The organism is Pelosinus sp. sgz500959 (assembly GCF_042610375.1).
Lineage (GTDB): Bacteria > Bacillota > Negativicutes > DSM-13327 > DSM-13327 > CTSoil-075.
Window position 1 is genome coordinate 321867 of record NZ_JBGJZL010000002.1, and the last position, 25892, is coordinate 347758.

Below are 25892 nucleotides of genomic sequence, written 5' to 3' on the forward strand. Positions count from 1 at the left end.
TCTCGCAAGTCAAATCATGATTGTTAGATAAAGTGCTTACGCAGATATAAAAATAAGCTAATTAGGATATACGTCAACTATAATTGTAATGCTTGTTGCTGTACCAAAATTTTTTGAGACCATTCTTCTATAGTGGAATACATGAACTCATGTACCAAAAAATCTGGTTTAATATAATTGATTAATCGTTGAACTTCACTAGTAGCAAAAGGCTGATGCTGATCTATTTGTAAGACGTGATTCATAATTTCAGTTATACTAAATTTTTCTGTCTTTCGGAGCTGGCTCTCTTTTGCATACTCTCCTGAAAGAGATTTGTGTAAATGAATACCTCGCACATAGGAACGATATTCGCCTAAATCATGTAATACAGTAAGAATATAATCAATACCCTCAGATTCCGTTTTTAACTCTTGATTGGTATTCATTAGATGTCCTGTATCCAACATGATTCCTACATTAGGGTGCTTCACACCGTTCAATAATCTAGCAGCCAATGTAGGATTTTTGAGAGTAAGTCCCGGCCACCATAAATTTTCAAATAATAGTGCTATATCTGTTGGGATCTCATCTGCTAGTTCATTAACGAGTTCAATGGTAGCTTCGATGACTTCACTGTCAGAAGAACTAAAATTCCCACTAAAAAATTCTGGTACTCTGGCATGACAAACATGAAAAACCATATATTTCGCACTGGCCTTTACTGCAGTTCGAATATTTTCTCTATAAATGTTAAGCCAATCACTACGTGTTAATCCTCCATAGCAGGCGATAATCCCTTCATTACTGCCAAACTGTTTGAGTAACTCTTGATTATCACCACGCCAAAAATCAAGCCAAGTAGGCCAAAAGCGTAGATGGACTCCTTGTACCCATTCTTTTTTATGAACAAATCGATCCCATGGCGCACAAAACATCATTTCTAATCCATCGATATGATGATGATTTAAAAAAGTCTGTAGACATTCTGCGTTATTATGAATCAGTTCATTATCACATGTATAATTAGATATATTAACAAGTTGTATCATTATCATAAATCCTTTTTTAATCGCTTGTCCCTAAAGATCGAGCAATTTTATTTTAAGGCTACCCTATCCAGTATTCTTTGCTATCATTCGATCCCTTGATTAATAACTCGTACCTTAGCGACCTTAAAACTTTCTTTTAGCATTGGTAAAAATTTTTTTTCGATGATGGAATAATACATTGCCTTACCTGTGATAAGGAGTAACAGATCTCCGCTTCTTTTTAAACTAATCAGTGAATTGATATATTTATTGAAATCCTGTTCACCAATCATCAATTTTAATTGATGCAAACCTGATGATAACTCTGGTAATTCTACAGCAATACGTTCTGTTAAAGGCGTAAATGGAACAATTGTGAAATTTGACATTATATTTTCCTCCAATTATAATTCATTTTTGTGCTTTTATATTATGTAAGCATTTAACTTATCACTAGGATCATCATAATGGTATTCAGGAGTTGATAAATAGGATTCTTTTAGTGAAATAAAAATAACTTCTTGATATCCTTCTCTTTGTAACCTTCTAAGAACCTGTTGGGTAGTATCGAGTTGCAGATCATTTTTCGGAGCTATTTTTCCAATGACAATTGGCGATGAGATAGCTCGGCGTACTTCATAATCAGGAAATTTACCCTTAATTTTATCTTCTATACTTTCCATACCAGCCTTTAAGATGTCATAATCATTTGTATTAGTACCAACAACTACAATGGCTTTTTTCATCTTATACACCTCCTAATTAAAATTTGAGATGCAAAAATCCCGGCACAAATTATGCCGGGACGAAATAAGTACAACAAAACTATGAAGCTATCGTACAAATCTCCTCCCCATCTCTCGCAGGTCAAACGGTGATTGTTATATAGGCAGTTCTCCTGACTCTGGATCATCGCTCCCCCAAACCTTCCCAAGAATTTCATCTCAGTGGCATACTATGGGTTCACTCCTCATTACAGTGGCGGGACCGTGCTGGCTTTTACCAGCTTCCCTATTAAGCCCCGAAGGGCACCTATATCATTATTATTAAATTTTAGTGATTTATCACACTAATTACTCTATAGTATCTATTGAGATTTGTCAATTATTATGATAACCTTTTTATTTTTACTGAATCTTCTTCATTATATCAATCTCTCTGTATTTTTCATTGTTGCCTCACTATGCAAAAATGCCCACTTCTTAGCTCGTCTTGCCATCTGTTTTATAAGATCTGGTATCGAATCCTCTTGACTTGTTTCATTCACAAACTGTCCGCTAGAAGGAGTACCTCCCCCGTGAGATATGTTATATCCTTCTAGTACAGGTACACCTAATTGATTTAAAAAAGTTTTATCAACGGGACGTCGTTTTGTTAAAGAAAATTCAAAACAATTGATGAGCACATCAATAATTGGTATACCGTGGTCATAAAAATATTTTTCGACAGTTTCATTAATACTAGGTATATTTTTATCATTATTACCGAACCAATGACTAAAAATTCCAATGACATTTAAATCTATTTTCTCTATTTCGTCAATTAACATACTGTAATTCCCTGTATCTCCCTTCACCCACTCATCGCGAGAAAAGATAATACCGACTGTCAGCCTTTTCCTTTGACAAAATTGATGATGATATCTTTTAGTATTTGTAAATACTTGGTTTGCCAGAGGGTGAAAAATACCATTCCATACTAAAGATCGGGACATTGGATCATCACACTCTTGCTGTGAATAATGCTGTAGTCCCCCATAAAGTAGATGACTACGTCTTATATTTTCCTTATAGGTAGTAGTTAACATATTATATCTCTCCTAAAGTAAAAAATCTCCATACTTAAGAAAGTTATGGAGATTCTGTAATGATTTATAGCAAATAAAATCCCAACGTAAAAATACGTCAAGATGAAATAAGCACAATAAATAAATCTGACTCTGGATCATTGCTCGCCCACACCTTCCCAAGACTTTCCTCTCAGTGGCATACTATGGGTTCACTCCTCATTACAGTGGCGGGACCGTGCTGGCTTTTACCAGCTTCCCTATTAAGCCCCGAAGGGCACCTACATCATTTGATATTTATTTGTGATATTTTTCACTTTATAGTAAATTGAAAACGTTGTCAAGACTTTTTTTGAGATGATGTGAGGCAACCTTATATGTTTTAGTAGTAACAAAAACACCTTCGCCCCTTTGAGATATAAAACTCCCAGTACAACATGTACTGGTTGAAATTCAGTGGTGAAATCACACTGAATTTCAACCAGCTTCCCGAATAAACTCTAGAAAGTATCTTAGGACAAGAATACTAGAATTGTTGTGTATAACCTAGACGATAAGAACGTGGCAATGCGTAATATGGTGTCGTACTATGAGTATTAATATCACGACGATCCAGTAAATTATCAATGGATAGATTAATGGTTTTATTCTGATCCATTGCGTAAGCTACTGTCAGATTCACCGGTAATTGAGGTTTGTCCGTATATGCCCGATCTCCTAAATAGCTCGCAGTTAGATTGCTTGTCCAACGATCATATTGATATTTCAATGACGTGTTAAATTGCACTCTACCATATTGTGAAATCCACTGATTCCCACTATAAATTTCCGGATTCCCATAACTAGCTCCTACTACATAACTAAAAGCTTTGTTAAGCTGTTTTTGATAACTCATTTCAATACCCGTATTACGAAAAGGTATATTTTCTGGTATGTAATATGGATCAGCATTGGTACCATGATTTACATATTTAATAGCATCATAATCCATGTTAAACACGGCAACTTTGATCGAACTATCTTTTCCTTCCCATTTTAAACCGGTTTCATAGTTCCATCCTTCTTCCGGTTTAAGATCTGCATTTGCCCCAGAAATAGTGCCAGCAGTATCATATAATTGATTAAATCCAGGCATTTTAAAAGATTTTCCTGCATTGATATACCAGGTTTTATTTTCTTCAAGCTTTTTTAAAACCTGCAATTGTGGGCAGAAAGCAGAAAGTGTATCACTATTATTTTTTACATATTCTTGGCGAACACCTAAAATCACCGTTGTGTCTTCACTTACTTTTTTACTACCTTGCAAAAACATAGAATATCCATCCCTAGACTCATTAAAATTGACTGCCGAAGCTATTGGTAACATCACTTTTTTACGATAATTTTCCCGGGAGTAGCCAATACCACCTAAAAAAGTAGCAAAAGAAGTTTCCCAGTTGGTTTGAGCATCTATTCCATATTCAGAAAATTTATACTTTTCACTATTACTATGTACTTTACTAGTATTTAGCCCAGTATATTTGTTATATTCTCGGTCCTGTACATTAGTGTAAACATTTATATCCCATTTATCACCATCATAATGCAAACGAGCATAATCTTTTACATCATCATATAAAGATGATTGCGTTTTCACATTCCAATTTATATTGGAAGTCGTGCCTGAATATTTATCAAAAGAATATTCATTTTCTACATGCTCATGGGTAAAAGTCAGCTGATCACTCACCTTATAAGACCATTGGAAAGAATTTTTATCGCTACCACCAGTACCATATCCAGTATCAGAGAGCCCCTTAACAAGCCCAATTTTCTGTTCTACTGCCGTTATATTAAACTTTCCGTCTTGCAAAGATAAACTATGGTTCTTCTGTCCAAAATTCCCCTGTGAATAGGTTATACTATTCTTAATATCTTTTTTGGTAATTACATTAATGACTCCGCCAAAAGCATCTGCTCCATATAAAACAGAAGCAGCACCTTTAACGATTTCCACTCGTTCAACATTTTGTACTGGTATGTCTTCTAAATTATAGTAGCCATCCATATTTATTTTTACACCATTTATTAATACCAAGGTTCCTTTTTCGGAACCTCTCATCACGGCTTTAGATGTCATCCCAGCCCATGATTGTCCCCCTGGTCCCATAGAATGGTAAATAATCCCTTCCGTATAACGTAGAGCCTCTAGTATATTCGCTGCTCCAGTTCCTTTTAATTGTTCTTCTGTATAAACAGTTACATAAGCAGGAGTTTCCAAATCTTTACTTTCAATCTTGAGAGCTGTGACAATTATTTGGTCTAGACTAAAGGTTTCGCTTGCTTCTGCGCATACACTAGGTAATAATAGACCAGCAGCTAAAGCAGTGCAAATCATTTTACTAAGTAATTTATGTTTCATATTTTCATTCTCCTCTACGTATCTCTTTCTTTAAATGAGCATCAAAAATCTCCAATGGTCAGTTTTATGCTATAAAAAATATTGCTTACTTTTATAAAATAGCTAATGTAGGTCACCTTAAAAATTTCGCCAAATAAAAAACTCCAGCCATAGGCTGGAGATAGTATTTATTAAGCAAAATAATCCATACAATTAGACTTTTAGGCATAAACATGCAAAAAAGAACTACAGTACAATACTAAGCACTTAAAACCCCCTCCCCATCGCTCGTGGGTAAAAAACGGTGATTGATAAATAGGCAGTTCTCCTGGCTCTGGATCATCACTCTCCCAAACCTTCCCAAGACTTTCATCTCAGTGGTATACCATGGGTTTGCTCCTCATTACAGTGGCGGGACCGCGCCGGCATTCAACCGATCTTCCCTATTAAGCCCTTGCGGGCACCTAAATCATTTCTATATTCTTTTGTGACTTTTTTCACTATGCAATATACAGAAAAGTTTGTCAATATCTTTTCACATATCCCCCCATCCTCTATAATTTTCTAAATTATAGAGGATTTGAATGGAGTTTATTACTTCAAAAGATTTACTCCCTCTTTATTGTATAGCAATCATCAAAGTGCTAAAATAAATCATAAACACAGCGGAGGTTGTCAAAAAGATATTATTACCTTACTAGAAAGAACGGCTAGCATCAAAGATTCTACTGCTACCATATCAGCAAGTATTGATGTTTTAAATGTTAGGACCTTCCAAAAAGAAACCAAATTACGACTTATCGAAATTGCAAAATAGTACTTAATCTTCCCTGCTAAATATAGAAATTCAGACCATAGCTCAAATGGCATCTTACACCAAAAGTAAGGTGCCATTTTTCCTAGGCTATACTTCCACCATGCTCAAATTTTTATTATTGACTGTGATGTGTTCCTTTTTGTTCTCCATGAGCTGTTTTTTTATGATGCCCATGATGCATTTCTATGGCTTTTAATACATCTTTGAGATGTTGAGCGAAAATGCCTTGTATCGCAGGATTTTCCCCTAGCCCCTTTGTATATACGCTCACGGTAAAACCCTTAGCTTCTAGTTGTGATTTAGGAGAGTCTTCCTTATCACCACCTATGTAATCAATTACATGTTCACTAGCTACGAATAGAAATGGCACTAAGATTACTTCTTTCACTTGATTGTCTTGAAGCTGTTTTATAACGCCTTCCAACGTAGGATATCCTTCAGCCGTATATACAAAAGCATTTTTTAGGCCTGCATCCGATAATTTTAACTGTAAAACAGAGTATTCCAGTTGTTGACTACCATTGCACATAAATACAACAGCTTTTTCACTAGAGAGTTCAGGTAGTTGTGTTTTGATTGCTTCGATGGCAATTGCATAATCATCAGGATGATTTTTAATGCCTACAGAAAGGAGCAACGGCCGTCCCATAGTTATTTTTTTGAATGTCTTTTCTTTGCTATGAGCAAGCTTACTCACATACTCTTTAATATGATGATAGGTTTTATCTGCAACGATATAAAGAGGCTGAATATATACTTCTTCATACTCTTCTGTAGCTAGTTTCTCTAGCGCCGTTGCCACCCCATCTACCTGAACACCATGTTTTTCCGCTAATTTTTCAATAACAGTTGATGAAGTAAAAGCACGCCTTATTTCATACTCTGGAAAAGCGACTTTAAAACGTTCTTCTGTACTTCCAATGGTTTTTTCCAAGGTATCAACATAAACAGTGCCAAAACTCACAACTAAAACAGCCTTCTTACTCATAAAGATTCCCCTTTTAAAGTATATTTTTACACATGTAATTGAAATAGGACAGGCATCGTAGTATAACAGACGATCGGTGTCCCTGATTCACGATCTTTGGCGGGAATAAATTTCCATTGCTTTACAGCCTTGACCGCTGCATCATCTAATAAGGAATTGCCACTAGATTGATATACACTAATATGACCTGGACGACCATTCTCAAGAATTTGTATTTTCAGCATAACGGTTCCCTCTTGGCCAGCTCGCCGTGCTTCTTCTGGATAAGAAGGATTCACACGGGACAAAATACCAGGAGAAATGACTCCTCCAGCTTTACCAGCTTTTCCTGATCCAGAGGTTCCCGCGGCTGAATTGCTACCTTCACCAGTACTTCCAGTACCTCCAATTACCCCGGTGCTACCAACCGACTCTCCTGCACTAGTGGAAGAGCTAAGGGGCTCTGCTGATAACACAGACATACTACTAGTAACGGCCTCCACTGTTGGCGCAAGTTCTCTCATGGTAGCAGATACATCCACTCTCGGAATCGTCACAGCAGCCGATGCGGGGTGAGCATTTTGTACAGCGATCTCCCTAGATGCTGTAGTATTAAAATTTTCACTTGCCCCACTGAATTCACTGATCAATTCTAGTTCAACGTATTGTTCAGGCGTCTCCTGTACGGTAAAGGCTTTCGCAGCTACCCATCCAAGGCTAGTCAATAGAATACCATGTAAAAACAGTGAAATCATAATCGCTTTTCGCCAACGTTTTCCCTCGGTCATCTCCTTTAATTCCCCTTCCGCTGGGTTGCAATGGCTACCCGTTGCGCACCAGCTAATTTTAATTCATCCAGTACGGCAACCACGTTGCCATGTTCTGCCTGCTTGTCGGAACGTAATATAAAAACCAGTTCCTTTTCCTTATGAAGTTCAATTTCAACCCGTTTTTTCACCAGTTCCAGAGGAATTTCTTCTTGTTCAAATAAGATCTTTCCTTCTTGGGTAACGGAGATAGAAATACTACGTGGCATATCACTTTGTGCGGATGTCGTTTGCGGTAAATTAACAGGAATCGTGCGCTGTTCTACCATATATAAGGTACTCATCATAAAAAAAATCAATAAAAAGAAAATAATATCAATCATGGGAATAATCATAAGACGCGGCTGACGCTGGGTACGCAAATTACGCAATTTCATGACGATTCTCCCGTTTAATTTGTTTGATTAACAATGTACAAACTTGCTCAATTTGAGTAATCGTTTTATCTAAGCGGTGATTAAAATAACTATAGACAGCCATAGCTAAAATAGCGACGCACAAACCCGAAGCAGTGGCAATGAGAGCTTCCCCTACACCACCAGTAATTGCCATTGGTTGCCCTGCTTTCACATTCATGACACTGAAAGATTGAATCATACCAACAACGGTTCCCAGTAAGCCAAGTAAAGGGGCAATGGTAACAATAGTATCTAAATGAGTTAAGTTTTCCTTAAGCCCTGCTACTGCCGCTGCCGCTTCTCCTTCTAGCACACTCTCCATGTGATACACATGATTCTGAAAGCATTGTATACCTTGCATAGCAACTGTGGCTACAATACCTTCTTCCTTTTGACATAGCTGAAGAGCACTTTGCCAATCAGAACGTTCTAAGACAGGTGTTATTTTCTCAATAAACCCCTTCATATCATTTTTCAAACATCGATAGTACATAAAACGTTCTATGCCAATGGTCACCACCAGTAAGGAACATAGTAAAATCAGATACATTACAGGCCCGCCTTTTTGAAAGACAGAGAAACATTCTTCAAAAAAATTCATTTTAACTCCCCCCTCGATCTAAGGATCTATCACTTACTGGAAATTTTGTACAATACGAAGAATACTTTGTCCTGATAACTCTTTTAAAGGATAATAGGTGGCCCCCATTTCAGAGGCTACTCGCCTAGCGATCCCGAGCTTAATAAAATCCATTTCTGTATCAATGACAACACTCAAAATACCTGATAACTTTATTTTTTCAGCCATTTTGAGAGCATCATCAATGGCATCACCACTGCCTTTTACACTACGATTGGCTCTGCCATCCGTAATCAAAACGATAATGGGCTGCATTTCTCGTTCTTTTTTTCTCATAGAAGTAAGTAGGGAAAGAGCGGTAGCCAATCCTTCTGCAAGAGGTGTCTTCCCCCCTGTCGGTAATTGTTGTAAGCATTTTTGCGCTAAATCTACGCTGCGCGTAATGGGTAATAAAACCTCGGCCGTTTCTCGCCGAAATGCCACAAGGCCCACTTGATCACGTTTTTGATAGGCATCTTGTAACATGGAAAAAATGGCCCCTTTTACCGAACGCATCCGTTCCCGCGCTCCCATAGAGCCGCTAGCATCCACCACAAATAAAAAGGTATTACCAATCCGTTTTTCTCGAACTTTTTGCCGTAAATCTTCTTGCACAATGGTCATATAGCAAGTCCCTTTTTCCCGTAGACGTTGATAAGGTGCAGCGGCTCTAAGAGTAGCATCAAAAGCTAAGTCTGTCAGTTTTCCCTTAGGCAGGCAAGACCTCACATATCGTCCTTGCAATAGAGCCGTACGTGTGCGCCCTCGTTTACCGCTTCCTTGTCTAAGCTGGCGATCTTGTGGCAAGGTGACAGCCATTTTCAGATTTGAAAACTGTTTGTCAACCTCTGCTACACGATCTTCAGCAGCCCTATTCTCTTGTGAATCAGGCTGTGTTTCTGGTTGTTCCTCTGAATTATCCTTTTGAGAATCTTCTTCCTCCTGGGTATCAGAAGATGAATCAGGAGGAGGTGGTGGTAAATCAGGTTGATCGTCCCCATCCGTTTGATCAGAGTCTGTATTAGACTGCTCTTCTTGTTCCTCTGTCTGAGGTGGTGAATTATCGGTCTTGCGCATACGATGTGGCAATACAAAAAAAGCAGATCGCTCCATATCTATCGGCAGCAAATAGTTTCGCCCTGCCAAGGCAGCAATGGCTTTCGCTCCTTCTATGAGGAAAAGCTCAGCCCGATGTCCCACCGTATTCCCCTTCATAGAATATTGAGCAGCAAGTTCCATCATGGCACTACTTATCTCCATGGTATCGAGTCGTTCGCGGGCTTCTTGCACACGATCAATTAACTCCTTGGTCTCGGCTTCATACTGCTGACAAAATAATTCTGGTTCTTTCTCATAAGCCAAGACGCGGCACATAATTTCTTTTCTCGCTACGACTTCCGTCTCACGATGTACACAAGCAAAGAGGCCAAACCGATCGAGTACCGATGAAGTCAAGGTACCTTCTTCCGGATTCATGGTACCAATCAGAGTGAATTTACTTTCGTGCTGGAACGAAATCCCTTCCCGCTCTACCGTGTTGATTCCACGATCGGCAGCATCAAGGAGACTACTGACAATTTCCTGACGTAGTAAGTTAATTTCATCCACATAAAGAACTTGCCCATGAGCCCGACCAAGGATACCAGGAGAAAACTTTTTTTCCCCCTGAGTTACAGCATATTCAAGATCAATATGACCAAAGACCATATCTTCTGTTGCATTTAGTGGTAAATTAATGATGTTTTGCCCAGGAATGACTTGTCCCAAAGCACGTACCAGACTGGACTTAGCCGTTCCTTTTTCCCCAACAATTAAAAGGCCACCGGTTTTAGGGTTAGTCATAGAAATTAAAAGTGCTTCTTTTACATCTTCTTGACCGACTACCCCCAAAAAAGGGAAACATTCTTGTGTATTCATCCTGTTCCTCCTACTTATTGCTCTTGGAAAAGAGTTTCGAGTATCTCCCAGTTCAGTACCCCTTCTTCAAAAGGACGTCGGCGCATACGGTGAGGTAACACCAATCTAGCTGCTTTTTTGATGTCATCGGCAGTGACGCTACAACGACCATCAAATGCCGCTAAGGTCAAGGCTGTTTTAATGACGGTAATATCGGCCCGATGACCATCTACTTCCAGCTTGATTGCCATGTTAGCAACTAAAGTGAGGAGTGTATCGTCGATGACAACCTGTGGCAAGAGTTGACGTGCCTGCATAATCCTTTGACCTAACTCTTCTTGCTCTTTTTGATATATGCTCACAAATTCCTCTGAATCCTGTTCATAAGCAAGGCGTCGTTTAATGACTTCTACCCGTTGCTCGGCTTGGTGTTCCCCTGCCACTGTAATGGAAAGTCCAAAACGATCGAGAAGCTGAGGTCTGATATCTCCTTCTTCAGGATTCATAGTACCTACGAGCACAAAGCGAGCTGGGTGGGAGTAAGAAATGCCTTCCCGTTCTACCGTATTGATTCCCATGGCAGCCGCATCAAGTAACACGTCGACAACATGATCATCCAGTAAATTAATTTCGTCTACATATAAAATATTCCGGTTAGCCCCAGCTAAAATACCAGGTTCAAATTTCTTTTCCCCGCATTTGATAGCATGTTCGATATCAAGAGTTCCAACTACCCGGTCTTCCGTGGCACTAACAGGTAATTCTACCACTTTCATCTTCACCGATTGCCCTACTAATGTCCCTTTTTTACTTTTTTCCATACACGCTTCGCATAGATGATGACTATCCTGTGGATTACAATGAAAGCGGCACTCTTTTACCCCTTCCATGGCGGGAAGGAGATCAGCTAAGGCACGAACCGCTGTAGATTTTGCTGTCCCTTTTTCACCTTTGATTAATACGCCACCTAACGCAGGATTAATTACATTAAGGATTAGTGCCAGTTTCATATCTTCTTGTCCGACAATCGCAGTAAAGGGGTATACATTAGTTCTCATCATAAATCTCCTTTATTTTTGAAATTTTTTCTCTAATAAGGTTAAAAGTAGTATTTCCCAGGCAATAAGCTGATTCATATCAATAGTTACTCTAAATCCCTCTAGCTCATAGTGCTCACAAACACACTGGATTAGTTCTATTCCTGCTATTTGAACTTCACTCGAAGAAAGTAATCCCCATGCTTCTTGATCTAATAAATGAATATATAAGGACGTGTACGTCACAAGATAGCTATCCTGATCAAAACTATATAGACAATCTAAAAACTGAGCTTTTACAGCTGTATTTCCTCGTTCGAGATAGGTCTTCCACAGACGTTCTTCTGTAATCCCATATCTTTTTAAACGACGTAACACACTATGCTGATACGCAGGCGACAATTGAGTTTGCAAAAATAAAGCTTCTTTTACTGCTTCTTTCACTGCCTTCCCAATCAACTCGCCTAGCTTAGAATGTTTTCCTGCACTTTCAAAGTAGAGAGGAGAAGCTGGATTGGCGACTATAATGGTACTATCAGTACCTGAACCTGTGGCCAGCCCCGATGAATAATTACTACCTGCCATCAATTCTTGTAAGGCGGCCGTCTTAGCTTCTGTGCAGGTTACCAAGGCGCGAGCGAGTATACCTGGTGGCAAATCCGCGTCAATTACTAAGATAATATTAATGGTTCCTGGTTTTTCGAGTGTTACTTTATCAAGGGGTTGATAATAGGTTGCAGGATCACCCACCCGCCCACCGTTAACTTCCACTCCACCAGTCACAATGGCTGTCACTGTTAACTGTTCATAGGTACTGACACGTATAGCTACATTATCCATAGAGGCAGCGGTAGCTATTCCTGATGTTGTTTCGGGTGTAAGACCAAGTTCGTCAGCAACCAAACGCATATGGGCCTCATACGTGGGAGCACGTAAGGTACAAGCCATACCCGCTCCTGGATTACAATCGTGATTAAAAACAGAAGTTAACTCTTCATGATAACCACCATTTAACGTAGAGGTACTAAGAACTTTGCGCGGGGCCTCAAACAAAATAACAATGGATTTATAATAACGATATACAAGATCACCTGTTGACAACGTGTATAACTTCATATCCTTACCTCTTACCCTCTTGGTATTCTTGAATAAAAACATTTTTCAGCATGCATTCTGGTCCATATGGATTACCAGCAGAGTTGGCTCCATACCAACGAGCAAAGCAAGCACCACCGCATAGGGAAAAGGAGGAACAGCGAGGACAAAATTCCATACTTTTCTGAATCAAAACACCAATCTTTTCTTGTTTAAGTCGATCCATACTAGAATGAATATTCCCTAGCTTAAAAGCTGGAAAACCAGCAAGAGAGGCACAGGCATACATTTCACCCGTTGCATCCACAAAAGCAGCTTCACCATTCATAGCATGACAATGAGCAAAACCTGTCATATGTTTTGCGCCTAAGCTTTCCACACGTTCTCGATGAGAAAATATGATCTTTTTACCAGTCTGCTTCTCTAGATGATTTGCCCTTACTAATACCTCTTGCAATGCCAGCTCCAAGTCTTCCGCCCCAGCCGCTTTGATTCCTACCCCACGCCCTTGAGCACGCAGAAGATCAAAGCCAATTTTTCGCACATTGCCTAAATAATAGGCCATCTCCACAATACCTGATAAGTGGCGAACATTATGATCTGTGACCACGCAAGTAATACCAATTTCAACTCCTACCTGTGCTAGAATCTCTGCCCCTCGTAAAATTAAAGAACTGGTTCCAGCACCTGATGGTAATTTTCGATATACATCGTTTTGATCTGGGCGACCATCCAAACTAATTCCAATCCCCACTTTTGCATTGCGCAAATAAATGGCCATATCCCGTTCCATGAGAGAGGCATTCGTTTGAACTTGGAGAATGGCTGGTATTTTCTTCTGATGTACATAACCAACTAACTTTTGCATTACATCAAAGGCCAGTAAAGGTTCACCCCCACTGAACTGTAGCACAAAAGGTTTACCACTTTGCGCCGCCATATCAATGGCCTGTATCCCCGTGTCTACACTCATAGACTCTTGTGGATGTTCATGTGCGTAACAGTAGGAACAGGTAAAATTACATTGCCCTGTCAAACCTAAAATTAACATTTTCCATCCTTTATTTTGCTCCACCATATTCCTCCCATCCTCCTTGCTCTAGAAATTAGCAAACCTCATTATTCTTAATTTTTTCTAATAAGGTTTCCGAAGTCATTACCTGAACCTTAGGTTCTTTCATTAACTTTTGGTAAAGGGCAGTAGCCTTTCCCTTTGTAAAATCACGTTCAGTAATGGGCGTATCTTCAATGACAATCAATCGTGTAGCGAAAAAAGCAGCCGCTAAATTATCTAAGTTTTGCTCGCCATAACAAAGATTGCCTAAAATGACAACATGAGCCTGAGAAATTTTTTCTTTATGTTTCTGTAATTGAAGCTCCGTAATTTGACTAAAAGCTTGCCCTAGGACACAATCAATGCCAAAAGCAATAGCCACATCCGTATCTGTATCCCCCATTTGTAGTACACCAGCGCTTAGCTGGTAACACCCTTCATACAAGCCTCGCATAATAGTTCCAGTAGAACCACCACCACCAATCAGATGAATCAGGGTTTGATTGTTCGTGTTACAAGCCATAGCATAGGTGTGAATATCCAAATTTCCCGTTACTTTATTGAAAAAAACAGCCGAATGCAATCCATAGGCTTTTTCTAAATTTTCTACAGTCAATACATCGCTAGGCGCTCCATCGGCTACAATTTGTCCATGAGCCAGTAAAATGAGGCGGGAACAAAATTTTGCTGCCAATCGAATATCATGAGCAATCATAAATACGCTTTTTTCTTCTTTACAGATTGTCTGGCAATAGCGAAAAATTTCCTCTTGATACACTAGATCTAAGCTAGCCGTTGGTTCATCGAGAAAGATTAATGGCGTTTCCTGAGCTAACACTTTCGCTAGTAAAATCCGCTGTCTCTCCCCGCCAGAAACTTGATTTACAGGCTCATGCGCCAAAGGGGTAACGCCAGTGAAAGCCATGTATTTTTCAGCAATTTGTCGATCCGCATCCCGTTCATTTTCCCACCATTTTAAGTAAGGATAACGTCCAGCCAAAACGACTTCTAAAGCTGTGAAACCAAAGCCAACATTCACTTCCTGTTGCATATAGGCGACTAAACGGGCCGCATTTTTATCACCTAATCGATGAATCGGGTGGTTAAATACCTTAACCTCTCCCGCTGATACCGGTAACATCCCCCGTAAGCTTTTTAAAAGAGTACTTTTACCAGCTCCATTGGGACCAATAATGCCAATGAATTCACCACGAGTTGCTGTGAAACTGCAATGATGTACGATTTTTTTATCCCCAATCTGAACACATACATTGTCGGCAACTAAGGCATACTCTGGGTTTTTCATGATAGACCCCCTCCTTTTTGTGCACGACGCAGCAAATACAAAAAGTAGGGCGCACCAGCGAGGGCCGTCATAATACCCACACGAATTTCAGCGGGAGGAATCAAAATGCGTCCAATGGTATCACACCCCACCAGAAACAATCCGCCAGCTAGTGCACAAGCGGGCAATAATACTCGATGCTCTGGACCAATTAATAAACGCATAATATGAGGCACAATCAGACCGACAAAGCCGATGGATCCGCTAACACATACGGAAGTAGCTGTGGTAACCGATGCGACAAATAACAATAATAAGCGAAAGGCAAATACAGGTAAACCAACAGAACGCGCCTCTTGCTCACCTAATACTAAAATATTGAGGTGCCTAGCTAAAAAACATAAAATAATGATGCCCGTTATAATAGGTCCGACTGCTAACGCCACATGCTCCCAACGGCGATAATCAAGTCCTCCCACCATCCAGAATAAAAATTCTCGTAATCGATATTCATTCATAAACGTAAGAATTCCCGATGTCATAGCCCCGAGCAGCATACTGATCGCTACACCAGACAATAGCAAGGTCATGATTGGGATTTTTCCATCTCGCATGGACAGAGCAACGGTCAGTGATACTGCCAACAGTGCGCCTGTGAGTGCAAATAAAGGCATATAATATAAACCGTTAGCCGTTAACCCTAAGGCAATAGCACATACGGCGCCAAAGGTCGCACCAGCCGATACACCAATGATGCCAGGATCAGCCAATGGATTGCCAAAGACGCCTTGCATCACGGCACCAGATACCCCAAGGGCTGCTCCCACCAAAAGACCAACTAAAGTGCGGGGCATCCGAATATGCCAAACAACGGCTGTTTCTTCCTGGATCATGATAGCCTCATTAAAACCCGGTATCCCCAGTTGCTGGCTAAGAACGCCTACCATAGATGTGAGAGAAACATTGACTTGTCCTGACCCTAAAGACATGAAGATCACCAGCACCAGCAATACACCAAGAATGATAAAGATAAGTCCTCTACTCTTTTTCTTTTTTTCCATTTTGTCCAACCTTTCTCTTATTCCTTACTGAATAGCTCTGGATATGCAATGTGAGCAATCTCACTCACACCTTTCACAATATGGTGGGAAGTACAAAAGAGATAACGGTCGGATACTTGCTCCAGTCTTTTATTTTGTACAGCCTTGATGGTTTGTAATGCGGGGTCATTTTGGACTTCTTCTTTGTAGCGATTTAGATCTTCTTTCCCTTTATAATCCCAAGCCGGTAACAATAAAAAGTCTGGATTATTCTGCACGATCTGTTCTTTGGTCAAAGTCCCACTGGAGTCAAGGCCTGCCATTGCTGCTACATTTTTCACTCCTGCGTACTGGCAAATGCTATCAAAGGTACTACCAATACCACCGCTACCGCCCATATTGGAAAAACGAGCCACGATCTTTCGCTCATTGTCAGGGATATTCTTAACCTTATTTGTAATTTTTTCTAAAGATTGATCCATACGAGAAAGAATCGTAGCCCCTTTTTCTTCTTCTCCTACAATGCGTGCAATATCTTTAATATTTTGTCTCACTTGGTCAATACTTCGTGCACTTTTAAAAACATATACAGGTACACCTGCATCACGCATAATCTGAATGAGTTCACTAGGCTGCCAATCAGCAATCAAAACCAAGTCTGGCTTTAAAGCAATGACAGTTTCTCCATTAGCACGTATTTTAGTCTGTACTTGTTTCGCTTCTACAGTAATATTAGAAATGCTAGGTTCGTCAGCTAAATAGGTTAAAGCGGCAATGCGGTCTGGCGCCACTAATTCCATCAAGATTTCATCCGTCCCAATACTGAGTGAAACGATGCGCTGAGGTTTATTCGGTATCTTTATGACGACGCCTTGGCTATCCTTTACTTCAGATCCAGTAGTGCCTATATTTTTACTCTCTTCTTTCCCTGCGCAACCACTACATAGTATGAGAGCGAAGAGTAGAGAGATCACTACACTCAGCTTTAATGTTTTCATTTTCCACTCCCCTTTATATCAGGATATGCGGCATACATAATATCGCGAATGGCATGTACAATATCTTGAGAAGCACAGTATAAATACAAATCAGGAAGTTGTACTAGTCGTTTACTACGAATCGCCTTTACCGTCTGCAAGGCAGGATCATTTTCTAAGTCTGTTTTCACTTTATTTACATCCAATTTTCCACCATTCCAAGTAGGTACTAGTAGTAAGTCTGGATTGATTTTGATGATGCCTTCTTTACTGAGAGCTTCATTTTTTCCCAGTCCAGATGCAGATGCACCATTGATAACTCCTGCATGGGTGCATAGATCATCAAATAAGCTACCTTTACCACCATAAGCAGCCATATGGGAAATTAATACCAGAGTCTGGCGTTTTTCTGGCGGTATGGCCTTTACTTGCCCTGCAATATCCGCTAGCTCTTTATCCATATGGGCGATCATCTTCTTACCCGCTTCTTCTTCACCAATCGCCTGAGCAACCTCGCCGATGGCTTGTTTTACTTCCACCACACTCGATGGCCCTTTACTTACAAACACAGGTAACCCTAGATCACGCAAAGTCTGAATGAGTTCTGCTCGATTCCAATCTGGAGCAATGATAAGATCAGGTTTTAATGAACTAATCCTCTCCGCCTCATATTCTCGCATCCGAGCTGGTACACGCCCTGCTTGATCAGCAATGGTTGATATGCCAGGATCATCGGCAAGATAATGGAGGGCTACCATCTTTTCTGGCTGAGTCATCCCTAAAACCATCTCATCACTAGATAAAGCGAGTGTTACAATGCGCTGGGGTTTTCTTGGTAACGTTAGAATCTGACCTTGGGTATCTGTAACTTGATAACTAGTGGTTTCTGTAGTTTTTTCAGTATTTACCTTTTGGCTCCCAGTGCAACCTGTCAATACGAATGTACTGAGCAATATCATAAGGATTATAAGGATGCTACTGCACTGTTTTACGCCTCTTACGACTGGCAATTTACTATTGAGATTATGACTCATCACTACGCTCCTCTAGTTCTCCTTCAATAGAGAGATACAATTCTTCCAATCCCTGCTTTGTTTCTTCTTTCGCATTCCATAAGCCCCGCTGGGCTGCTTCTAGTAAAGTTTCTGCAATACGCTGTAGTGCCCATGGATTGACTTCTTTCATCCACTCTTGCATGGTAGGATCAAAGGCATATTTTTCTGCATACTTCTCATACATCCAGTCTTCCATAATATCACTGGTCGCATCCCATTGGTAACTATGAGCCACATAGTTTGATAGATCAGCAGCTCCCTTATAGCCGTGTTTTTTCATACCTTCCATAAATTTAGGATTGATGGCTTCGCCGCGAAACATTCGTTTGAGTTCTTCCTGCACGCTTCGCATCATTACTTTCTTACGATCTGAGCTATCACCACAATAAGAACGGGGCGCTTCTCCTTTGATGCTACGAACGGCAGCAATCATACCGCCGTGATAGGCATTATAGTCATCGGAATTTAGCATACTGATTTCCCGGTTATCTTGATTTTGGATCGTAACGTCCAAACTTCCCATACGACGACTAAACAATTCTGGCACATAAGCACCATTGCCCTTACCACTATAAGAATGAGCAGCCCAGCGAACATAGACCTGTGCCAGATCATCAATGGTTTCCCAATTTTTTGCTTCTAGGACAGCCCCAACACCAGCTCCATAAGTTCCCGGTGGATCACCAAAAATCCGCCAGCTAGCTTGTTCCCAAGCAGTAGCCTGGTCAACGCCTTCTTCTTCCATGATTTTCACATCATCTATAATGTGTTTTTTTACATAATTCATAGTGAGCTCTTCTTCTAGATTGGCAACAAGCTTAACAGCCTTATCCATCCAAGTTGTAGCCATTGGCATACTATCACGAAACAAACCGCTGATTCGCCCCGTTACATCGATACGTGGACGTTTGAGTTCTGAAAGTGGAATCACCTCTAGGTCTATGACGCGCATACTGCCTTTTTGCCATACAGGCTTTACGCCCATCAAATATAACAATTGAGCAATGCACTGACCGTGGCTACGCATATTACTAGTCGCCCATAATACAATACCAATATTTTCAGGATAACGCCCTTCTTCCCCAATGTAACGTTCAATCACCTGATCTGCCATGGTTTTACCGATTTCCCAAGCGGCTGGCGTAGGCAAGGTTCGTGGATCGATACTATAGAAATTTCGTCCTGTTGGTAAAATATCAGCTCCACCGCTCGTCGGTGCTCCTCCAGGTCCTGGTTCTACATAAGAACCGTCTAATGCTGCTAGGAGATTGCTGATTTCTTGGGTAGTTTTGCCTAAATTCGGAGCTATATTGTTGCAGACATATTTCAGAGAAAGTAGTAATTTGTCTCGCAAATCATCTGCAAGAGTTACTGCCCAAGGGCGGGTAAGGATTTGCTGAACCTCCTCTGGATCAAAGTCATACTCAGCGAGCATGATAAGGATTTCCCGGCAACGTTCCCGAACATCATCTGCCAGTGCACCATACGTCTTGCTCCCATCGGGTACCATCTTGCCACTGTCTTCTAACAGCTGATAATAGTCATATCCATATAAAGCGGCTATAGTTTGAATAAGAGAAGGAATATCACCATTATCTACCTTGGTCAGTGCTAATAAATATTCGATAAGAGTATCTCCCGTTGGAGCACACCCTAAGGTATGAAGTCCTGTCCGAATTTGCATATTTTTAATATCCGTCACATACACATGCAGTCGTCCTACAAATTCGTCAAAAGGCTGCTCTGGATCTTCAGGCACATCTTCCAGTAAATTTGCTTCCTCAGCTTTAGCACGAATGAGCTCTATAACCCCATGAATTTGCTCTGGTTGCGTTTGTTTAAAATGACAATATTCATCCAATAGTTTTTCTAGTTCTTCTAATTCATCATAAGTGCCAGCATGACTCATCGGTGGCGTTAAATAACTAATGAGGCAAGCGGCGCTACGCCTCTTGGCCTGAACTCCTTCGCCGACTACGGTGACCCAGTAAGGATATATATTGGGTACATCATCAATGGCGAGATCAGGATAACACTGCTTAGACAGTCCAGCACCTTTACCTGGTAACCATTCTAGTGAACCATGAGTCCCTACGTGGACAACGGCATCGGCTTGCCAAACATCCCGTAGCCAATAATAATATCCTAAATAATGATGGGTAGGAGCGCAGTCTGGGGAATGATATATTTTTCCTGGGTCTTCGCCAAATCCTCTAGGTGGTTGTACGGTTATGTATATATTTCCATTCATCATACCAGGAATTAAGAGTTTCCCATCATAATGAAAGACATCTCCTGGTGGTGTGCCCCAATCCTTTGTCAATTGCTCCTGAGTCTCAGTGGCTGTATGATCAAACCAAGTCTGATACTGAGAGGTAGTTAGCTGCCCGTCGGCGTTAGTAATTTGTTTTTCTGTCAAATAGCGTCGATCATTGGTAGCGTGGGCAATTAATTCGGTCATAAAAGATTGACTATCTTCAGGAATACGATCAATCTGATAACCTAATTCCCTCATCTTGGCGAGTAATCGACGAATACTTTCTGGTGAATCCAAACCAGCTGCACTGCCAATGTTGGAATTAGTCGGTGGATAGTTATGAAAGATGATACCGATCTTTTTCTCTTTATTAGGTTTACTGCGTAATGCAGCCCATTTTCTTGCCTTACGCACCATCATCTGAATTCGCTCTGTAATAGGAAGATAGATAGCACTACCATCCGACTGATACTCCCGCCCAGCAACAGGTACACCATGTAACGCTCCATCAAACTCAGGCATGGCAATGCTAACAGCCATTTCCATAGCCGTCATGCCTTCTATGGATTTTTTCCATTCTTCTCTGGATTGATACAAGGTATATGCTTGTAAAATAGGTACGTTTAATTGATTGAGTACTTCTTGTTCAATGGCTTTCATCGACGTCATCGAAAACTTTATGGTATTAAGCAAGACATCAATACTGGATTTTTGATCATATTGGAAAAACTCAGCCATCGTTTCTCTGAGACCTGGAGAACCTAATTCTTCATTTCTCATATATTGACAAAACACACCTAAGGCATTCATACCTTGTGTTTCAATTTCTTCAATTAACGCTGCCTGGTAGGCAAGATCCCCCCAGACCCATTCATCACGATAAAATAAGAGTCCAATGGTTGGTCGATCAGATTTACAAAAATCCTTCTGGTATTCCAGCAAATTTTCATAAGGACGGTCGGCACGGGGATGATAAATACCATGCCATAACAAAGGTTCTGGTTTTTTAGCCGAAAGAAGTTCATGGCAATACACCTCAGCTAACCAACACCATAATTGACGAAAATTTTCAAGACCACCATAGGATAAATAACTTTCTATGTTTTCCCGTTCTTCTGGAGAAACATCCCAAGATAAGTCACTTGCACTGGGTTCAGAAATAAGCATAAGATGGCGAATCTTTTGTTTTCGTAGAAAATCCGCTGACTTTTTCAAAAAAGTCGTATCCAGTCCACTGCCCATCCAAGTAAAAATTACCATATCGCTAGCTTTAAAGGTCTTCTGCCATTCGGCTCCCCATGGCACAGCATCGGTTAGAAGCACCATTCGTCCTTCTGACTTCATGCCTTCTTGAGACAGGCTATGCCGCGCTTTCTCTAGCATTTGATATTGCCGTTCCATATTCGTTAAAAAAATAATGCGTCCCATGATATACCCTCACTTTTGTTATGTACTAAGTAATGACTCTCCCCTGTGGATCTCTACGATAAGACAAAGAAACATCAATTCACTCCAGGCTTGTAAAGAGGTCTCCAGATTCCATTCTTTTAAAATAGGGCTTACTATATCAAACGTCTCAGCAATCGTAGCTAATAATGGATTGGCTGCTGATAAAACTTCCTCTGCAGATAATAAATTCCAAAGAAATTGATCTAGTAGATGAATATAAAGAGATGCGTAAGTGACAATTTGAGATTTTTTTTCAAAATCATATAAGTACGTTAAAAATTCCTGTTTTTCTAAGGGTTGCGTCGTACTAGAGAGGTATTTTTGCCATAGACTTTCTTCCGTGATACCAAAACGTTTAAAACGCCGTAGCATACTATGCTGTTTAGTAGGAGAAAGTTGATTTTGTTTTAGTAATGCTTCTTGCACCGCTTGTTTTACCGACAGTCCTATTAACTCCCCAATCTTAGAATGTTTACCTGCCCCTTCAAAGTAAAGGGGAGACTGAGGATTCGCGACAACAATACTTTGATCCGTGCCTGAACCTGTTGCCAGTCCTGTAGAATAAAGACTTCCCACCATCAATTCTTGCAAAGCGGCGGTTTTGGCCTCTGTACAAGTCACCAAAGCCCGCGCCATAGTACCTGCTGCCATATCTGCATCTAAAATTAACATAATATTGATCGTCCCAGGTTTGTGATTTCCCATCTTTTCAATCGGGGAAAAATGAGAAGTGGGATCTCCGACTCGTCCTCCATTGCCTTCTACTCCCGCTGTCGCAATCGCCGTTACTACGAGCTTTCGGTACTCTTTTACCACAATCGCCACATTTTTCATGTTTGCTGCTGTCCCCATCCCCGTCGTCCGGTCAGGGTCCAGACCACTTTCTTGTGCGATAAGTTTCATATGCTCTTGATAAGTAGCTGCCCGCAGCTTACAATGACTGCCATCATCAGGACAAGAATTATGATTAAAAATACCTGTTAACTCTTCATGATACCCACCATGTAATAAAGAGGTACTTAGTACTTTTCGCTTTTGGGTAAAAGAAATAGAAATGCTCCGCTGATCTGGTTGCCATATCACCTCATCACCTGTCGATAAGGTATGTAATATAGAATTTTTCTTCATATAAGTACCGCCTTTCAAAGAGGAACTATGGTAAACTCCTCAGATAGAAGTTCTTGTTTCTCTATATCCCAATCAACTAAGAGCATAGCCTCTACACCATGATAAGCCAATTGGAGTTTTCCTTTGACGATCACAGCACTCTGCGCTTTACTTAAATCCATTCTTTCTTGATTTCCAGTCTGGTTACAGACAAAAACAGGTAAGCCACTTACTGCTGAACACCGTTCCCAAGCGTTAACTGGCGGTCCACCACATCCTCCTGGTGGCCAAGCAGCAGGCACGATAATGACCTTAGCTTCTTTATCTCTAAGCGTCTGCCCATTTTCTTCAAAATAAGCATCAGCACACACTAACACTCCTGCTGACATCTCTTGACACAACATTGGCTCTAACACACTTCCCTTACTGGCCCAACCTTCAGCCCCCGTACCATGAGAACGCATTTTGCGGTGACGACCAATGACTTCGCCCTCAGGACCAATGACTAAACAACTATTATAGTAAAGTCCCGTACTCGGTTCCTGCTCCGCACAACATAAAAACACTGTCACTCCATAAGTGGCAATCAACTCTTGCAGAGGCTGTAATAAGGGGGCAGGCTGAACAGGAATGGAAAAGGGACGATCTTTTTGTGTAAAAAAATACCCTTGCAGCGCCGTTTCTGGCGTAACAATCCACGTTGCCCCCTCTTGAGCAGCCAAAGTAATGGCTTTAGTTAACAGCAATAGATTTTTTTCTTCTGGTCCACCACTTAGGTCTAAATGCAGTAAGGCAATACGCATGGTAAATTCTCCTTTTTGATACCATAGCCTGATAGTATAAAAAGAAGATGCCTGCCAAAAGGGTTGGCATCTTCTGAAAATCAAGATTAAAACTGATATTGAACGCCGACCTGATAATTACGTCCAGGCATTGGGAAGTTTCCAATGGTTGAATTGCCCCAAACTTCATAGGCCTGATTTGTGATGTTATTGACTTTAACATACGTTCTCGTTTGTTTGTTAACATCATAATTTACAGATAAATCCCATACCCAATAACTATTTGATGTGAATCTTGCTAGGCTGCGGCCAGTCGCTCCCGTTCCTGTCATATCAATATTCCATGCATCTTTCTTGTAAGTTACACCTAATTTATAGCCATTAGGCTGTGTATTAGCAGGATCTAGTGTATAATCGCTGCTAGAACTAGTCTTGCTCTTCATCTGCAAATAAGAATATCCTGCCATCAGACTCCAATTTTGTGTGATATTTGTACGAACTTCTAATTCTGCACCTTGTTTTTTCATCTGATCTACATTAGAAGGAGTTGAAACTGTACCTACAGAGTCCCAGCGAATTGCATCTTTTAATTGACTTTGGAAGTAACTGGCTTTAAGTTCTGTAGTGTCATTCAGTTTCTTGTTCATTCCAATCGTAGTTGTATATCCAGTTTCAGGTTTCAAATTAGGATTGCCACTTACAATCCAAGACCCCATAGCAGAATATGGCCAAAATAAGTCATCAGTAGTAGGAGCATTAAAAACCTTACCCCAAGATACATAGATATCTGTCTTGTTATCCATCTGGTAATTGACAGCCGCACGTGGTGTTGTTGCACTGCCAAACATACTATGATGGTCATAACGCAAACCTGGAGTAAATGTCCATTTGCTAGATAAATTCATTCTATCTTCTAAGTAAACACTTTTATTATTGATACTTTTACCATCGTAGACACCTGGATAAGTCACATCTACATCACGCCATTGTATACCGCTCACTAAAAAGTTTTTATTATCTAATTTCCAACCATCTTGCCATTCTAAACCCTTTTCTTTATTTGTATACAAATAATTGCTGCTATTCATATCATAGTTATAATCATTTTGGTATAAACGCAGATAAGCTGGCAATTCGGATTTTTTGTCGTAGTTATAGGTCAAAGCCCAATTATTAGATGTAGTATCAAGATAAGATGTAGTATCGGGCAATATAGCTCCCCACGGCTGACCTTTGTGATCATCTGAATGCTCAATATTAAAGGTGATAGAGGAATCTTCATTCAATTTTTTATCCAGGCGTACTGTCATGCTATTTTTATCATATGCACTATTAGGCATTGTGATATTCTGCCCTGTGCTTGCTTTTTTATAGGAAAAATGATCTTGTTTGGCTTTACCAGCTGTAACAAACCATTGCCAGTCCTTTTCATGCCCTGAAGTTGTAAAGTTATAATTTTGTGTTCCCCATGATCCGGTACTGATATCGAGTGTCGACTTAGCTTCTGTCCCTTGACGTGTAATAATATTAATGACACCACCTACAGCGTCAGATCCATATTGTGCTGAAGATGCACCTTTAACGATCTCAATGCGTTCGATGTTATCGAGAGAGGGAAATGCATTTAAATCATAGGTGGCGCGATCAAAATTACCTGCTAGTTTACTTAAATTTAACCTGCGCCCATCAATCAAAATACCAACCCGTTGGTCACCATTTAATAATGCATGTTGTTCACCTCCGCCAAATCCTTGACTGATGATGGCAACACCATTAACATGTTTTAAAATATCTGTAATAGTTTTATAATTTCCTTTTTCTATATCTTCCCTAGTAACAACTGTAACATTTGCAGCAGCTTCTGAGGCTTTACTTGGTACACGATTAGCGCTAACAATAACTTGATCAAAACTGTACCCTTCTCCTTGTTCTGCCGCCAATGTAATGCCCTGTAACTGCAAAAATAAGGCACTACTCACCATAGCACAAAGTACAGCTTGTCTTTTTCTAATGCTTCTTGTTTGTTTCATCTTATTTTCCCCCTCAATTTTTTT

Annotated in this window: 21 protein-coding genes and 3 riboswitches; all 21 genes read right to left on the bottom strand. The window is 40.3% G+C overall.

Annotation, left to right across the window (positions count from 1 at the left end; genetic code table 11):
- Window positions 1–77 precede the first annotated feature (77 nt).
- Window positions 78–1031: a sugar phosphate isomerase/epimerase family protein gene (locus ACAN52_RS04205; protein WP_378952710.1), complete on the bottom strand. Its 954-nt coding sequence runs from the start codon at window positions 1029–1031 to the stop codon at window positions 78–80.
- An 83-nt stretch (window positions 1032–1114) separates the two neighbouring features.
- Window positions 1115–1399 carry a hypothetical protein gene (locus tag ACAN52_RS04210; protein ID WP_378952713.1) on the bottom strand — a complete coding sequence of 95 codons (285 nt, stop codon included), beginning with the start codon at window positions 1397–1399 and terminating at the stop codon, window positions 1115–1117.
- A 36-nt stretch (window positions 1400–1435) separates the two neighbouring features.
- Entirely contained in the window at window positions 1436–1756 is a 321-nt protein-coding gene (locus tag ACAN52_RS04215; RefSeq protein ID WP_378952716.1) for a sirohydrochlorin cobaltochelatase, read from the bottom strand.
- A 124-nt stretch (window positions 1757–1880) separates the two neighbouring features.
- Window positions 1881–2061, bottom strand: a riboswitch (cobalamin riboswitch).
- Between the two features lie 93 nt (window positions 2062–2154).
- Window positions 2155–2817, bottom strand: a complete 663-nt coding sequence (locus ACAN52_RS04220) for a cobaltochelatase subunit CobN (protein WP_378952719.1) — start codon at window positions 2815–2817, stop codon at window positions 2155–2157.
- A 101-nt stretch (window positions 2818–2918) separates the two neighbouring features.
- Window positions 2919–3096, bottom strand: a riboswitch (cobalamin riboswitch).
- Window positions 3097–3322: 226 nt separating this feature from the next.
- Window positions 3323–5197 (bottom strand): TonB-dependent receptor plug domain-containing protein, encoded by a 1875-nt coding sequence (locus tag ACAN52_RS04225; RefSeq protein WP_378952722.1) that lies wholly within the window; start codon window positions 5195–5197, stop codon window positions 3323–3325.
- 279 nt (window positions 5198–5476) lie between these two features.
- A riboswitch (cobalamin riboswitch) is annotated at window positions 5477–5659 on the bottom strand.
- Between the two features lie 449 nt (window positions 5660–6108).
- Entirely contained in the window at window positions 6109–6981 is an 873-nt protein-coding gene (locus tag ACAN52_RS04230; RefSeq protein WP_378952724.1) for a sirohydrochlorin cobaltochelatase, read from the bottom strand.
- A gap of 26 nt (window positions 6982–7007) precedes the next feature.
- The gene (locus tag ACAN52_RS04235; protein WP_378952727.1) at window positions 7008–7748 is read right to left on the bottom strand and encodes an energy transducer TonB; all 741 of its coding nucleotides are present in this window, start codon (window positions 7746–7748) and stop codon (window positions 7008–7010) included.
- Between the two features lie 5 nt (window positions 7749–7753).
- Window positions 7754–8164: an ExbD/TolR family protein gene (locus ACAN52_RS04240; protein WP_378952730.1), complete on the bottom strand. Its 411-nt coding sequence runs from the start codon at window positions 8162–8164 to the stop codon at window positions 7754–7756.
- Window positions 8151–8786 (bottom strand): MotA/TolQ/ExbB proton channel family protein, encoded by a 636-nt coding sequence (locus ACAN52_RS04245; protein ID WP_378952733.1) that lies wholly within the window; start codon window positions 8784–8786, stop codon window positions 8151–8153. The genes ACAN52_RS04240 and ACAN52_RS04245 overlap by 14 nt, the downstream gene beginning before the upstream one ends.
- Before the next feature lie 33 nt (window positions 8787–8819).
- Window positions 8820–10721 (bottom strand): VWA domain-containing protein, encoded by a 1902-nt coding sequence (locus ACAN52_RS04250; protein ID WP_378952736.1) that lies wholly within the window; start codon window positions 10719–10721, stop codon window positions 8820–8822.
- A gap of 14 nt (window positions 10722–10735) precedes the next feature.
- Window positions 10736–11761 carry an ATP-binding protein gene (locus tag ACAN52_RS04255; RefSeq protein ID WP_378952739.1) on the bottom strand — a complete coding sequence of 342 codons (1026 nt, stop codon included), beginning with the start codon at window positions 11759–11761 and terminating at the stop codon, window positions 10736–10738.
- Between the two features lie 9 nt (window positions 11762–11770).
- Entirely contained in the window at window positions 11771–12853 is a 1083-nt protein-coding gene (locus ACAN52_RS04260; protein ID WP_378952742.1) for an adenosylcobinamide amidohydrolase, read from the bottom strand.
- Between the two features lie 4 nt (window positions 12854–12857).
- Complete coding sequence (locus tag ACAN52_RS04265) at window positions 12858–13910, bottom strand: radical SAM protein (RefSeq protein ID WP_378952745.1); 1053 nt, start codon at window positions 13908–13910, stop codon at window positions 12858–12860.
- A gap of 28 nt (window positions 13911–13938) precedes the next feature.
- The gene (locus ACAN52_RS04270) at window positions 13939–15192 is read right to left on the bottom strand and encodes an ABC transporter ATP-binding protein (protein WP_378952748.1); all 1254 of its coding nucleotides are present in this window, start codon (window positions 15190–15192) and stop codon (window positions 13939–13941) included.
- Window positions 15189–16232: a FecCD family ABC transporter permease gene (locus ACAN52_RS04275; protein ID WP_378952751.1), complete on the bottom strand. Its 1044-nt coding sequence runs from the start codon at window positions 16230–16232 to the stop codon at window positions 15189–15191. Before ACAN52_RS04275 ends, ACAN52_RS04270 begins: the two co-directional genes overlap by 4 nt.
- A gap of 17 nt (window positions 16233–16249) precedes the next feature.
- On the bottom strand, window positions 16250–17209 hold the full coding sequence (locus ACAN52_RS04280; protein WP_378952754.1) for an ABC transporter substrate-binding protein: 960 nt from the start codon (window positions 17207–17209) through the stop codon (window positions 16250–16252).
- Complete coding sequence (locus ACAN52_RS04285) at window positions 17206–18222, bottom strand: ABC transporter substrate-binding protein (protein ID WP_378952757.1); 1017 nt, start codon at window positions 18220–18222, stop codon at window positions 17206–17208. The genes ACAN52_RS04280 and ACAN52_RS04285 overlap by 4 nt, the downstream gene beginning before the upstream one ends.
- On the bottom strand, window positions 18212–21928 hold the full coding sequence (gene cobN / locus ACAN52_RS04290; RefSeq protein ID WP_378952760.1) for a cobaltochelatase subunit CobN: 3717 nt from the start codon (window positions 21926–21928) through the stop codon (window positions 18212–18214). Before cobN ends, ACAN52_RS04285 begins: the two co-directional genes overlap by 11 nt.
- A gap of 18 nt (window positions 21929–21946) precedes the next feature.
- Complete coding sequence (locus tag ACAN52_RS04295; RefSeq protein ID WP_378952763.1) at window positions 21947–23077, bottom strand: adenosylcobinamide amidohydrolase; 1131 nt, start codon at window positions 23075–23077, stop codon at window positions 21947–21949.
- A 14-nt stretch (window positions 23078–23091) separates the two neighbouring features.
- Complete coding sequence (locus tag ACAN52_RS04300; RefSeq protein ID WP_378952766.1) at window positions 23092–23859, bottom strand: carbon-nitrogen hydrolase family protein; 768 nt, start codon at window positions 23857–23859, stop codon at window positions 23092–23094.
- A gap of 86 nt (window positions 23860–23945) precedes the next feature.
- Entirely contained in the window at window positions 23946–25868 is a 1923-nt protein-coding gene (locus ACAN52_RS04305) for a TonB-dependent receptor plug domain-containing protein (RefSeq protein ID WP_378952769.1), read from the bottom strand.
- Between the last annotated feature and the right edge of the window lie 24 nt (window positions 25869–25892).

What these genes read in the sequence shown, in the direction of transcription:
- cobN (WP_378952760.1), bottom strand. Translation starts at nt 21,928, where the DNA reads ATGGGACGCATTATTTTTTTAACGAATATGGAACGGCAATATCAAATG.
- ACAN52_RS04285 (WP_378952757.1), bottom strand. Translation starts at nt 18,222, where the DNA reads ATGAGTCATAATCTCAATAGTAAATTGCCAGTCGTAAGAGGCGTAAAA.
- ACAN52_RS04300 (WP_378952766.1), bottom strand. Translation starts at nt 23,859, where the DNA reads ATGCGTATTGCCTTACTGCATTTAGACCTAAGTGGTGGACCAGAAGAA.
- ACAN52_RS04295 (WP_378952763.1), bottom strand. Translation starts at nt 23,077, where the DNA reads ATGAAGAAAAATTCTATATTACATACCTTATCGACAGGTGATGAGGTG.
- ACAN52_RS04265 (WP_378952745.1), bottom strand. Translation starts at nt 13,910, where the DNA reads ATGGTGGAGCAAAATAAAGGATGGAAAATGTTAATTTTAGGTTTGACA.
- ACAN52_RS04235 (WP_378952727.1), bottom strand. Translation starts at nt 7,748, where the DNA reads ATGACCGAGGGAAAACGTTGGCGAAAAGCGATTATGATTTCACTGTTT.
- ACAN52_RS04280 (WP_378952754.1), bottom strand. Translation starts at nt 17,209, where the DNA reads ATGAAAACATTAAAGCTGAGTGTAGTGATCTCTCTACTCTTCGCTCTC.
- ACAN52_RS04245 (WP_378952733.1), bottom strand. Translation starts at nt 8,786, where the DNA reads ATGAATTTTTTTGAAGAATGTTTCTCTGTCTTTCAAAAAGGCGGGCCT.
- ACAN52_RS04305 (WP_378952769.1), bottom strand. Translation starts at nt 25,868, where the DNA reads ATGAAACAAACAAGAAGCATTAGAAAAAGACAAGCTGTACTTTGTGCT.
- ACAN52_RS04250 (WP_378952736.1), bottom strand. Translation starts at nt 10,721, where the DNA reads ATGAATACACAAGAATGTTTCCCTTTTTTGGGGGTAGTCGGTCAAGAA.
- ACAN52_RS04270 (WP_378952748.1), bottom strand. Translation starts at nt 15,192, where the DNA reads ATGAAAAACCCAGAGTATGCCTTAGTTGCCGACAATGTATGTGTTCAG.
- ACAN52_RS04260 (WP_378952742.1), bottom strand. Translation starts at nt 12,853, where the DNA reads ATGAAGTTATACACGTTGTCAACAGGTGATCTTGTATATCGTTATTAT.
- ACAN52_RS04205 (WP_378952710.1), bottom strand. Translation starts at nt 1,031, where the DNA reads ATGATACAACTTGTTAATATATCTAATTATACATGTGATAATGAACTG.
- ACAN52_RS04210 (WP_378952713.1), bottom strand. Translation starts at nt 1,399, where the DNA reads ATGTCAAATTTCACAATTGTTCCATTTACGCCTTTAACAGAACGTATT.
- ACAN52_RS04255 (WP_378952739.1), bottom strand. Translation starts at nt 11,761, where the DNA reads ATGATGAGAACTAATGTATACCCCTTTACTGCGATTGTCGGACAAGAA.
- ACAN52_RS04230 (WP_378952724.1), bottom strand. Translation starts at nt 6,981, where the DNA reads ATGAGTAAGAAGGCTGTTTTAGTTGTGAGTTTTGGCACTGTTTATGTT.
- ACAN52_RS04215 (WP_378952716.1), bottom strand. Translation starts at nt 1,756, where the DNA reads ATGAAAAAAGCCATTGTAGTTGTTGGTACTAATACAAATGATTATGAC.
- ACAN52_RS04275 (WP_378952751.1), bottom strand. Translation starts at nt 16,232, where the DNA reads ATGGAAAAAAAGAAAAAGAGTAGAGGACTTATCTTTATCATTCTTGGT.
- ACAN52_RS04225 (WP_378952722.1), bottom strand. Translation starts at nt 5,197, where the DNA reads ATGAAACATAAATTACTTAGTAAAATGATTTGCACTGCTTTAGCTGCT.
- ACAN52_RS04240 (WP_378952730.1), bottom strand. Translation starts at nt 8,164, where the DNA reads ATGAAATTGCGTAATTTGCGTACCCAGCGTCAGCCGCGTCTTATGATT.
- ACAN52_RS04220 (WP_378952719.1), bottom strand. Translation starts at nt 2,817, where the DNA reads ATGTTAACTACTACCTATAAGGAAAATATAAGACGTAGTCATCTACTT.